Genomic DNA, 12,262 nt, shown 5'->3' on the forward strand with positions numbered 1-12,262 from the left:
TTTGTGGTTCTATATAAACATTACTCGGGAATCAGATCGATGAGATCCGATCCCTGTTCCATTGAGTAGAGTTGCTCTTCACCAATAACAAGGGTTTTTCCAATCTTTCTCTCTTTTTTATAGTCTGAGAGGATGCAGAGCGAACGGGTCTGCGCGATCTGTGAGAGGTTTCCGACGAGTGCAGCGCGCTTAACGGTCTTCTCTGCGGATCCGAAACAGGCGAGGATCTTTGTAGTTTCAAAGAGGGCGACCGCCTGAAATGGGGCACGCCGGAATGAATGGAGTTCAAGACCGATCTCTTTGAGGTACCCTGCCGGTGATATCGGTGATATCTCATCAACCTCTTCGATATGGGTGAGATCATGCGGCCGATCGATGAAGAGATCTATCGGCTGGACGATCGCCTCATCGAAGAGCTCCTCAAGTTTAAGTGCCATCTCAAGTGTTGTCCCCATCCCACTCTCATACTTGCTGATCGTCCGTCTGGAGACCCCGAGGATATGGGCGAGATCCCCAAGGGAGAGGTTATGCAGTTCCCTCATCTCGCGGAGTCGTGTACTGTCGATACTGACGTAGAGACCTCCGGGAGATGCATAGACGAGTGGGGGAACCTTCTCGACGAGATAATCGTAGAGAGTTGATGGTGCCACTGCAAAGAGGCCGTATCTGAGATAGACAGCACTCCGCTCAAGTGGTGCATCACGTGCCCGCTCCCCGATGATGAGGGGTACTGCCTTGAGATGGTGTGCCATCATATCAAGATCGGCTGCGACCGCTTCTGAGACGGAATCTATCTGGGAGACGACCTTGATGATAACAAGCTGCTTTACATTTGAGGCGAGGAGGTCAAAGCTCCGGGGTCGAAGCGTACACCGCTCCGAAACATCAAACCCGGCGGTAATGAGTATGCTTACCACCGTCTGGATGAGCCGCTCCTGAACCATCTTGTTTCTACAACCTACATGGTGGAATGAGATAATAAAGGATCTGACAACTCCTCTTATGGGTCGGGAGAGCAGATCTGTATATATGTGGATCGGGATCGATGATACGGACTCCCCCGAAGGCATGTGTACCACCTACCTTGGGGCGGTGCTTGCCCGCCGCCTTGCAGAAGCTGGTATGCAGATCCGATCCCTCCGCCTGATCCGGTTAAACCCAAATGTCATCTGGAAGACGAGGGGCAATGCTGCAGTTGCGATCGAGGCGGAGGGAGATCCCGATCTCGCCTTTGCCATCGGATCTGATCTCATCAATGAACTCGCAGATCTCGCCTGTGACCGGACAAACCCCGGCCTCGTTGTCTGCGGAGGAACCCGTCCTCCGGCATCGTTTGCAGAGCAGGCGATCACCGGCTTCTGTACAATAGATGAGGCGATCGCCGCGTGTGAAGGCGTCTCTGCGAGGTATGCCGGGTGGAAGAACCGGCGTGGTCTTATTGGAGCAACCGCTGCGATTGCAGCTGATCTCAGGGACTCCACATCAGAGATACTCGTCTATCGGGAGGGTGCCTCTTGTGGAACGAAACGGTCGGTGGACCCAATAACCCTTCGGCTGGCCGAGGAGGTGACCTTTCCTCATACCTGGGATACGGTCGATCGGATGAACAGGACGATCGTCTGTGTTCCCCATACACCTGATCCTGTTCTCTTTGGAATCCGTGGGGAGAACCCGGTCTGGGTCTCCCTCGCACGGCACCTTATCCTGTCCGAAACCCCGGAACTGGAGGCGATCTTTGAGACGAACCAGGGGACTGACGCCCATCTTATATGGGGTTTTATCGGTTCACTTGAAGAGGGGAGATCATATCTCGTCTCAGGTACTGTCTCCTCTCTTCCGATGACAGGGATAGGGGGGCATGTCTCTCTCCTGATCAGAGATGGGGAGTATTCACTCACCTGTATGGCATATGAACCAACCAAAGGGTTCCGGGATGTCATCAGGGCACTTGCACCAGGAGATCGGGTGGTGGTCTGCGGGAGTTACAAAGATTCATCACTGAATCTCGAGAAGATCCTCGTCCTCACCGCAGATCCGATCAGTTTCAGGGATGCACCCATCTGTCCGTCCTGTGGGAAGAAGATGACGTCGGCTGGTGCTGATAAAGGGTACAAGTGCCGTCTTTGTAGTATGAGAATGAGAGATCCGGTCATCCGGAGAAGAGATCGCACGATAGCACCCGGCTGGTATGAGGTGCCGCCGTCTGCAAGGAGGCATCTTGCCCGCCCACTCTGCCGGGGTGCCCCTGCGATCCTGAACGATGTCGTCAGAGATATATCTGATCCCATCAATGTAAATCAACAGAAATGATCGATATCGGAGCATATGCAGAGGAGTCGGTCCGGTTTACTGTTGCGGCAATCCGGACCCACCCACTCCGTATTCCGGTTCTTATGGCGATGGTCATCATCTTTCCGTTGATTATGGGATATGCGGCACGGATCTACCGTGGAGGATCAGATGCTCCGGACTTCTCACACCCACGCTCCCTTCTGATCGATGGTATTCGTCTGATCCTTGTCTCGTTCATCTACACAATACCAATCTTTGCAGCAATAATGATCATCATCTGGCAGAGTGAACCTCTTCTTACCCTCATCTCTCATGCTGAACGGGGGCTGATATTTTCAGAGGTGGGTGCGGTCTTCTTCCTCATCCTCGGTGTGGTGCTGTTATATGCTATCATCATCCTTCTCTCGATGATTGGGGTGATCAGAACCGCCAGGTCAGGGAGAATCCGGGATGGATTTGCACTTGGTGAGATCCTCTCACATATCGACAGGATCGGTGGCACAGGGTATGTGTCAGCGGTGATCTTCTACACTGTCATCTCGCTCCTCGCCTCTGTTCCGGCCGGGTACCTGATGGAGCTCTCTCTGATTGGGTATATCCCGGCATTCTTCATCTATATGGTAGTGACGCTCTTTGCTGCCCGATATTTCACCCTCGTCTTTGAAGCAGGCATTCCCAGACAGAAACAGGTGTGAAAGAGTGGTTCCGGTTGGCATCAGAGGCGAGGTTTCATCTCTTCACGGACTGAATTCTTCTGTATGGTACATGGACTGACCCTGATATTTGACGAACGCGAGCATGCACAGCAGTGCCTCCGTGTCATGAAGAAGTCGGGAACGACTGCGAAGTTATCGGTCGATCCGACTCTCATCTCTGAAGAGATGGTCTTTGGTACAATCAATCAACTGCGGGCATGTGTGGATGCCGCCTCTCCTGAGGATGATGAGGATGACGAAGCTCTCATGCTCGCATCCGGAATACTCAACCATGAGGAGGAGGCATTCTCCAGGATTATCTCGGCTGTCGAAGAGGATGGTGGCCGTTCTCTCTGTCTATCCGGAGATGCACCCCTCTCAGAAGAGGATGAAGCGGCCCATCTTGAAGATGCCGCCCGCCTTATCGTCTATGAGGCGAAGGGGCTTATTAAGGCAGAGGAGGGTGTAATCTCTCTTCAGAAGAGTATCGAACCGGGTGACCTCGAAGTTGCAGTGCCGGCACCTCTTCTGCTCTTCCCCTCACACGAGGATCTGGTTGAAGCGAACCTAACTGCAGAGAGGATCGTCTCGTCTGAGATGGTATATTCGGTCTCGACAGGGATTGACATCATATTCTGTGATGACCCGTCTGAACTGATCGGGCTTCTCGAAGAGTGTCAGCCTGAAGAGGAGAGTTTTGTTGCGTTTCTTGAACAGTTCTTCCTCTTCCTGACATTAGCAGAAGAGGTCGTCTCCGCTATTCAGCAGGGTGCGGCATCAGTTTCTGAGGTTGCAGGCACCTTGCCGTCGAAACTGATATCTCTTGATGAGGAGGTCTATCCGATCCGGTTCAGCCTTGATGAGGAGATGGTATCGCATATGGTTGATGCACTCCGGTCTGCCGGAAAGATCGCCGGTAAGGATGGTCGTCTGAAGGTACGATAATAATATTTATATGCTCTCTCTCATATTTTCAGTCTGGTGAGATTGGCATATGGCATATAAATGGAAGAACAGGATTGAAGTTGATGAAGCGATCGTTGTCATGATGAACTCTCTGAGTACAAGTCCGGACCTCTCCCCATGGCTTGTCAGAACAATTCAGGCGGCGATCGATGACTCTGATCCGTCTCTTGGAAAATATTTCCATGAACAGGTCAGAATGCATGCACCGAATGCTGGCAGGTGGTTTGCAAGCGAGGGGTAATTCCCTCTCTTTCTGCTGCAAGGGACAGTTATTTATTGTTGAATGGGGGATATTCTCCTATGATAACAGTCCTCCTCGTCGACGACGATGAGAGTCACCTGGAAGTGACACGCATTTTCCTTGAAAGGGGGGGCTTTTCTGTTACCACTGCCAATTCAGGAGCTTTTGCTCTCTCTTCTCTTCGGAGCGGCTCTTTTGATGCGGTTATCTCTGATTATGAGATGCCTGGAATGGATGGCATCTCATTTCTTGCAGAGATCAGGTCATCCGGGATGAGAATACCGTTCATCATCTTCACAGGGCATGGAAAAGAGGAGGTGGCTATCCAGGCACTGAACGAGGGTGCAGACTTCTATATCAGGAAAGGGGACGATCCGAAGTTGCTTTATAAGGAGCTTGCGGATGCTGTACGTCGCTCTGTTGCACGGCGGGAGTCTGAGCGGCGGATGAATACCCTTCTCTTTGGGAAGGCGACACCTATCCCTGATGAATCCATGAATCCCTCCCGGGTTATCGGGGCGTTACGGGATAGTTTAAGCCGGGTGGCTCCGGAAGGAGAACTCCGGCAGCAGAATGAATCACTTTCTGTTATCAATGATGATATCAGGTCACAAACGGGCTGTGTACGTGATCAGCAGACAGATGATCTGGTTCCCGAAGTCCATGATCAGAAACAACTCCTTGATCTGATCTTTGATAACTCACCGGTTAACTTCTATGTCTATGACAGGGAGTGCCGGTTCCGGTATGTCAGCCGAAAAGCGGCTCTTGGGATCGGCATGACTCACCGGGAGATGATCGGCCGCCATTGGCGTGAACTCGGGATGCCGCCTGAACTGATGGAGCCCATCGAGGATACTATCAGGCGGGTTTTTAGTTCCGGAGAGGAGATGATGGCCGAGACATCATATCCGACACCGGATGGTATGGGACATTTCAGGTATGTCCTGACCCCGATGAGCAGAGAGGGGGCGGTGAATCTCGTTCTGAGTACGGCTATCACTATCACTGAGATTCGGGAAACCGAGGATATGCTCAGGGAGCAGGATAATTTATGCAATATCCTCTTTGAGTCTGCCGGTGATGCACTCCTTGTCTATGACGGAAATGTTATTACAAGCTGCAATAATCGTGCAACGGAACTCTTCGGCATCCCTTCTGAAAGGCTGATTGGGCTGACCGCAGGTTCTATCTCTCCAGAAAGGCAGCCTGACGGGGCACTCTCACGAGACAAGGTCCGCGAGCTTCTTAAACGGACACAAAAAGGTGAACTGACTATCTTCGAATGGCGGGGAGTCCGATCTGATGGCACACTGCTCGACCTTGAGGTGACGCTGAATCAGGTGAGGCACGGTGGGCGGTCGGTTGCCCTTGCAGTTATCCGGGATATCTCGAACCGGAAGAGGGAGGAGAGGGTGCTGAAAGACGCCCTGATGAAGGAGGTCTCGGTCAGGATGGATCTCTCCCGTAAGGAGGCATATCTTGCAGAACTGCTGAGGGCACTCCCAGGGATGGTTTACCAGTGTGATAATGATTTCGACTGGACGATGTGGTTCGTCTCTGAAGGGGTGTATGATCTGACCGGATACCGGCCTCTCGATTTCACCGGCAACCGGGTGGTCACCTATAACGATCTGATCCTCCCGGAGTATCGGGATTTAGTTAGGAAAGGATGGGAGAGATCGCTCTTCAGGAAGGAGTTCTTTGAGGAAGAATATCCGATTCGAAGGCGGGATGGTGCAATCAGGTGGGTCTGGGAGCGGGGGTACGGAGTCTATAATGATGACGGATCGGTGCTGATGCTTGAAGGGTTCATCACCGATGTGACCGACCGGCGGAATGCAGAGGAGTCTCTTCGTCACGTGAATGAGAAGCTTCATCTCCTCTCCTCGATCACCCGGCATGATGTGAAGAACCGGATAGGAACTATCCTTGGCTACCTTGATCTGATGGAAGGTCCTGACCCGGTTGTGCATCCCGATGAGGCTGCTCTCAGGATGCGGGATGCAGTGACCCGGATACTCCGGATGATCGACTTTACAAAAGACTATCAGGAGCTTGGATCACATGGGCGCTGCTGGCTGAATATCCGGCTTGCCGCCGCAAAAGCAGTGGAATCTGTTGATTTTGGGGATATACGGGTAGATGTTGATCTCCCCTCTGTTGAGATTCTCGCTGATCCCCTCTTTGAGAGGGTGATTGGAAACTGCATCGAGAATGCGGTACGGCATGGGGAAGGGCTCACCAGTATCCGGTTATCTGCTGAAGATCAGGATGGTGCACTGATAATTATCTGTGAGGATGACGGATGCGGGATTCTGGATGCAGATAAGGAACGTATCTTTGACCGTGGTGTTGGGAAGAATACCGGTCTTGGTCTCTTCCTCGCACGGGAGATCCTCAGGATCAGCAGAATGTCGATCACCGAGGAGGGTGTCTCTGGTCAGGGGGCGAAGTTTGTGATCCGGGTGCCTGATGAGCTTGTACGACCGGGTGGTTTGACTTCAGGCGAGGCGTAGTTTCTCCGGTTAACCTTTGATACTATCTATCTTTCGCATTTCATTGTGCAGATATAAAATTTCCCAAACGCATCATCTGCCTGTGTGAGGTAAGGACTTATTCCTCTTTGATACAATATGCTATTGAAGGTCGGGTGAGGATGACACACGAATGTACAGATCCGGTTCGACAGATGCATATCCGTCCGGGAATGAGTGTCGGAGAGCTTGTTGATGCAATGGGTCAGGCAGGAGCATATAACGGAGGATCGCTTGCAGAAGCGGTCTCAATCACCGAGGCGATGTTCTCGGATCCGTTGACGACCCGGTTCTTCGGGCTAGCCGGTGCGATGGTTCCTGCCGGTATGGGAGGTATCGTCTCAGATCTCCTCGAATGCGGGTATATCGATATTCTCGTCTCTACAGGTGCAAACCTGACACATGATATCATCGAGGCGATCGGGTGCCACCATTATCATGGAACAGAGATCTGCGACGATGTCGATCTCAGGCATGAAGAGATCAATCGTATCTATGATGTCTACCTTCCGACGGAGGCGTTTGAGCACTTTGAGGAGTTTATGCAGAGGGTGTACTCCGAACTTCCGAAGGGTGCTGTCATCTCGATCTCTGATCTCCTGCAGCACATCGGAGAGAGACTCAAATCCGGTATTCTTGCAACCGCGGCTCGAAAAGGAATCCCGGTCTACTGCCCGGCGATTCAGGACTCGATGGTCGGGCTCCAGTACTGGCTCTTTTCGCAGACGAACCGGGTGACTATTGATGCGTTTGCAGATATGACCTCGCTCATGAACCGATGTTTCTCAGCAGAGCGTGCGGGTGCGTTCATCGTCGGCGGCGGTGTTCCGAAGAACTTCATCTTCCAGAGCATGCTGATGACCGAGAACGGGTTCTCCTATGCGGTCCAGCTAACGGGTGATCGCCCTGATCTTGGAGGTCTCTCCGGAGCAACGCTTGATGAGGCTCGTTCCTGGGGAAAGATCACAGAAGAAGCACGTGCGATGACGGTGTATGGTGATGCGACGATCACCCTGCCGCTTATTATTGCAGCAACCCTTGAGAGGCTGGGGCAATGAGCGCCCTCATCCTCGCCCTCGATGCCACATCCCGGGATGAGGCGATGGCGATTGCAGAATCGACTGCTCCTTACCTTGATGCGATCAAGATCGGGTACCCGCTCGTCCTTTCAGCCGGTCTTTCAGTCGCAGGAGAAATTGCGGCACTCGGTGTTCCCGTGATCGCAGACTTCAAAGTGGCGGATATCCCAAATACAAATACACTCATCTGCGATCAGGTCTTCAAAGCTGGATGTTCTGCAATCATCTGCCATGCGTTTCCCGGGAGAGATTCGCTCCTCGCCTGTGTCGAATCTGCTCATGCACACGGTGGAGAGTGTTTCGTCGTCTGTGAGATGAGTCATCCCGGAGGTGCGGAATGGTTTTCCGGAGGTGTTGCCGAGGCATTCTGTGAGATGGTGGTCTCCGCGGGAGCTGATGGGATCATCGCACCTGCGACCCGGCCCGCCCGTGTTGCGGCACTCCGTGCGATCATCGGAGGGAAGAAGATCTATTCGCCGGGTGTCGGTGCACAGGGTGCGGCTCCAGAAGATGTGAAAGAACTCGTAGACGGGGTGATCGTCGGCCGGGCGATCTATACTGCGGCAGATCCGGCTGCGGCTGCGAAAGAGTACGCAAAACGGTGCCGATGACGAGAATCTCGTGCTGACACCGGATTACTCCGGTGGGTGATGAACCCTATGAGTCACTCTGAGGCATCATCTCTCTACGAGTCGTCTTTTTTCAGGGGAAGATTGATGGTCTCTCCGGTGTGATTTGCATGTATGCGACGATGCCCTCAATGCGGAAGCAGTGACCTGTACCAGGCGGCAGGCGGATATCTGGGATCTGAGTACCGGTGCAAGCGGTGCGGGTACCGGGGAGCGTTCATCGTCGAGAGTGAGGAGGAGATGCCGCACCCGGATGTGCCTGCTGATTCCGAAGGCGAAACGCGGTTTGATATCCCTCTCTGGGTAAGGGTTCTTGCAGGTATCCTTCTGATTATACTGTTCTGGATCCTTTTGACAGGCTGGTAATGCTTTATTGTGTATGCACCATCGTTTCCTGTTCCGGGAGAAGCGCGTTCTGATGATGATCAGATGGCTACCCGGATTCGTTCACTCTATAATTGAATTCTCAGTTAATTTGAGCTGGGTTTATAGTGTTCACTTTATCTATTGTGTGTTGAGAGATCCGATCCTGCCGTAGTATCGTAGTTAATTCGATTAAACTCGCTATAATACACTGTTTGAGTGTATCTGATCACTGCTCTGTTGCATGTATTCAACCATGAGCGTATACAGCACGATGATTAAGACGGAGTAACTTAATCTGGAAATGAGTATGTTGTTAAATAATAATTATTTACCATTTCAAAATAGTAATATTTATAAATTGATTCGGTGACCTCTTGTATACTCTGATGTAGGGAGGGTCATTTCAAAATGCGGGATTACCTCTTCCACAGGAGAGTGAATGGTGATGTATGGTCTGTTGAGAATTGTTATATGCGCTCCACATCTGTATCGGAGACGTATATTCCAATAGATGCATGGGTGAACGTAGATGAAATGTCTTCGGATCATGCCGGAGTATAGGCTGTTATTTCAATTTATGGAGGAGACATGGTATCGATTTCGCATCATATTTCAAATAACTATCTGATTATAAGACCTTTTCTGACAGGGAAGATCGTCAGCACACTCTTGATTTATGGGACACTCCCCATTCTATTTGTTGTATCCCTCTTTCTTGGTCATTACGAGATTTCACCGTTTCATGTCATTAAACTTCTCATCGCACCGATTATCAACCTGCTGCCTGAGCATATCGTTCATATCTATCCTGACTGGACAATAGCAGAAGAGAATGTGATATATCAGGTTCGATTACCAAGGGTGATTGCAGCAGTATTGGTGGGAGGTGGGCTTGCCATTGCCGGAGCAGCATACCAGGGTCTCTTTAAAAACCCCCTGGTTTCTCCTGATATTCTGGGTGTATCTTCAGGAGCAGGATTTGGTGCTGCACTTGCTCTCATCCTGTCGGCGGGATCACTGATGATCCAGGTATCGGCATTCACTTTTGGCATTCTTGCGGTTACGATCACCTATATTCTGAGTAGTTTCTATCGGAGAACACCAACCCTTGTCCTTGTCTTATCCGGTATTATTGTTGGGGCATTCTTTACCGCATTAATCTCATTTACCAAATATATCGCAGATCCCTATGATAAACTCCCCGCGATCACCTTCTGGCTGATGGGGAGCCTCGCATCAGTCCGATATACCGAGCTTCTCTTCATCGCCCCCCCACTTCTCATTGCGACTGCGGTACTCATCCTTCTCAGGTGGCGTATCAATCTGCTTGCTGTTGGTGATGATGAAGCACGGACGCTTGGGATCGATACAAAACGGATGTCGCAGGTCATCATCCTCTGTTCAACGTTAATCACTGCCGGAGCAGTATGTATTGCTGGAATAATAGGCTGGGTTGGTCTTGTTGTCCCCCATCTTGGTCGTATGCTTGTCGGACCGGATAATAAAAAACTGATTCCTGTCTCTTTTCTGCTTGGGTCATCCTATCTGCTCATTATTGATACTGTTGCCCGAAATCTGACAATGGCCGAGATCCCTCTTGGAATCCTCACAGCTATCATCGGGGCCCCATTCTTTGCATATCTGTTGAGTAAACGTTCGGTGGGGTGGACATGATCCTTGAAGTGGTGGATGCCGGTTTTACCTATCCCGGAGGATCATCGATCTTTTCAGATATCTCTTTCTCGATTCAAACAGGCGAGGTGCTCTGTATCCTTGGACCAAATGGGATTGGAAAATCCACTCTTATCCGGTGCCTTGCGAATCTAAACCGCCTCTGTTCCGGATCAATACATCTCTGTGGGAAGGATATGGTGAAAATTAAGCCGGTTGATATTGCAAGGAAGATAGGATATGTCCCACAGGCTCATGAGATCGTTTTTCCCTTTTCGGTTCGGGATTTCGTCCTGATGGGAAGGGCTCCGCATCTTCCGGCCTTCTCCTCGCCTGGAAAGGAGGACTACAGAAAAGCCGAAGAGAAGATCGATCTCGTTGGAATCAGAAAGATTGCAGAAAATCCGGTGAATGAGATCTCAGGCGGGGAGTACCAGCTTGCGGTTATTGCCCGGGCCTTAACGCAGGATCCGTCTCTCCTGCTCCTTGACGAACCGACGTCTCACCTTGATTTTGGTAATCAGATCCGGGTGCTTGAGATCATCGATAAACTGGTGGAGACGGGTCTCTCTGTGATTATGAGTTCACATTTTCCGGATCATGCCTTTCTCAGCTCGAATAACGTTGCCATCATGCAGTATGGTTCGTTCATGGCATATGGCCTTGCGGAAGATGTTGTGACAGAGGAGAATCTGAGAAAGACATATGGAGTGGATGTATCGATCACCTACAGTCCTGATGTAGGACGCCATGTCTGTGTACCTCATCGGTCAGGGACGTGCCGGTGCCATGAAAAAGAGCACCCCCCGTGCAGGGGAACACCAGCTGTGACTGTGATTGCCGGGGGAAGAGGATAATGTAAGAACACTGTTGTTTGTCTGGGGGTATTATGAGTGGTGGAATGAAGGGTTAAATGTTCGTAAAAATGGTATGTCTCTTAGAGTAAAAGAAAAATCTGGTGAATTATGGATATAAGAAGATCATGCATCACAATTGCTATTCTTGGTTTGCTCTGCCTTACGGTTCTCTATTCCGGTTGTGTCAGCCCCTCTACGGTGACTGATTCTACAGTAGGTTCGACCAGAACCATCACGGATATGTCAGGGAGAACACTGGAGATTCCAGTGAAGATTGACCGGATCATCAGTACCGTTCCAATGACCACATTTGTCGTTTATGCACTTGCGCCAGAGAAACTTATCGGGATCAATATGAATCCAAATAAGATCAACGGCAGGGTATATATGACGGACGAGTTCCTTTCCCTCCCAAACATCGGCGGATGGTTTGGCAAGCAGACCGGAAATTATGAGATATTCATGTCAATGAATCCTAATATCATCATTGCAGGTGAGGGCATAGGCGATTTTGCAACTGTGCTCGAAGAACATCAGCAGGTATTTGGTGATATTCCTGTTGTTGGTGTGCTGGAAGCCAGAAATTCAAGGAGTTATGATGACGCAATTCTCTTCCTTGGTAACCTCCTTGGTGAAGAAGAGAAGGCAGATGAGCTGGTGGAGTTCTATCGGAGAGTAGTTACAACTGTTACTGATCGTGTATCTGATCTTCCTGAAGATGAGCTGGTACGGGTCTATTATGCCGAAGGACCAAAAGGGCTTCTGACCGATCCAACCGGATCTTTCCACTCGGAATTGATCGATGTGGCAGGCGGGATTAATGTGGCAGACTGTGCTATTCTTCCCGGTGTTGGACAGACATCGGTTTCGATGGAGCAGGTGACCCGATGGAACCCTGATGTCATAATAGCAGGTGATCCCACATTCTA

12 protein-coding genes are annotated in these 12,262 nt (G+C 50.8%); 11 read left to right on the forward strand and 1 reads right to left on the reverse strand.

Translation table 11 applies throughout. The features are described 5' to 3' along the window. Positions 1-20 precede the first annotated feature (20 nt). On the reverse strand, positions 21-944 hold the full coding sequence (locus tag Q7V06_RS00920; RefSeq protein WP_304836705.1) for a transcriptional regulator: 924 nt from the start codon (positions 942-944) through the stop codon (positions 21-23). 85 nt (positions 945-1,029) lie between these two features. On the opposite strand from Q7V06_RS00920, the gene Q7V06_RS00925 reads away from it, so the two are divergent. The 11 genes from Q7V06_RS00925 to Q7V06_RS00975 all read left to right on the forward strand — a co-directional run. Continuing rightward, positions 1,030-2,310 (forward strand): tRNA(Ile)(2)-agmatinylcytidine synthase, encoded by a 1,281-nt coding sequence (locus Q7V06_RS00925; RefSeq protein WP_304836708.1) that lies wholly within the window; start codon positions 1,030-1,032, stop codon positions 2,308-2,310. After that, positions 2,307-2,987 carry a DUF4013 domain-containing protein gene (locus tag Q7V06_RS00930; protein WP_304836711.1) on the forward strand — a complete coding sequence of 227 codons (681 nt, stop codon included), beginning with the start codon at positions 2,307-2,309 and terminating at the stop codon, positions 2,985-2,987. Before Q7V06_RS00925 ends, Q7V06_RS00930 begins: the two co-directional genes overlap by 4 nt. Before the next feature lie 63 nt (positions 2,988-3,050). After that, the gene (locus Q7V06_RS00935; RefSeq protein WP_304836713.1) at positions 3,051-3,932 is read left to right on the forward strand and encodes a hypothetical protein; all 882 of its coding nucleotides are present in this window, start codon (positions 3,051-3,053) and stop codon (positions 3,930-3,932) included. 49 nt (positions 3,933-3,981) lie between these two features. Continuing rightward, positions 3,982-4,194, forward strand: a complete 213-nt coding sequence (locus tag Q7V06_RS00940) for a hypothetical protein (RefSeq protein ID WP_304836716.1) — start codon at positions 3,982-3,984, stop codon at positions 4,192-4,194. Positions 4,195-4,253: 59 nt separating this feature from the next. After that, positions 4,254-6,713 (forward strand): response regulator, encoded by a 2,460-nt coding sequence (locus tag Q7V06_RS00945; RefSeq protein ID WP_304836719.1) that lies wholly within the window; start codon positions 4,254-4,256, stop codon positions 6,711-6,713. Between the two features lie 140 nt (positions 6,714-6,853). Beyond that, positions 6,854-7,789, forward strand: a complete 936-nt coding sequence (locus tag Q7V06_RS00950) for a deoxyhypusine synthase (protein ID WP_304836722.1) — start codon at positions 6,854-6,856, stop codon at positions 7,787-7,789. Next, positions 7,786-8,421: an orotidine-5'-phosphate decarboxylase gene (gene pyrF / locus Q7V06_RS00955; protein ID WP_304836725.1), complete on the forward strand. Its 636-nt coding sequence runs from the start codon at positions 7,786-7,788 to the stop codon at positions 8,419-8,421. The genes Q7V06_RS00950 and pyrF overlap by 4 nt, the downstream gene beginning before the upstream one ends. 132 nt (positions 8,422-8,553) lie before the next feature. Continuing rightward, the gene (locus Q7V06_RS00960) at positions 8,554-8,805 is read left to right on the forward strand and encodes a hypothetical protein (protein ID WP_304836728.1); all 252 of its coding nucleotides are present in this window, start codon (positions 8,554-8,556) and stop codon (positions 8,803-8,805) included. Positions 8,806-9,393: 588 nt separating this feature from the next. Continuing rightward, complete coding sequence (locus Q7V06_RS00965; protein ID WP_304836732.1) at positions 9,394-10,479, forward strand: iron ABC transporter permease; 1,086 nt, start codon at positions 9,394-9,396, stop codon at positions 10,477-10,479. Continuing rightward, positions 10,476-11,333 (forward strand): ABC transporter ATP-binding protein, encoded by an 858-nt coding sequence (locus Q7V06_RS00970; protein WP_304836735.1) that lies wholly within the window; start codon positions 10,476-10,478, stop codon positions 11,331-11,333. The genes Q7V06_RS00965 and Q7V06_RS00970 overlap by 4 nt, the downstream gene beginning before the upstream one ends. Before the next feature lie 108 nt (positions 11,334-11,441). Beyond that, on the forward strand, positions 11,442-12,262 hold an 821-nt coding region (locus Q7V06_RS00975), incomplete at its 3' end, for an ABC transporter substrate-binding protein (RefSeq protein ID WP_304836738.1).

This window comes from Methanocalculus sp., assembly GCF_030651615.1.
Taxonomy (GTDB): domain Archaea; phylum Halobacteriota; class Methanomicrobia; order Methanomicrobiales; family Methanocorpusculaceae; genus Methanocalculus.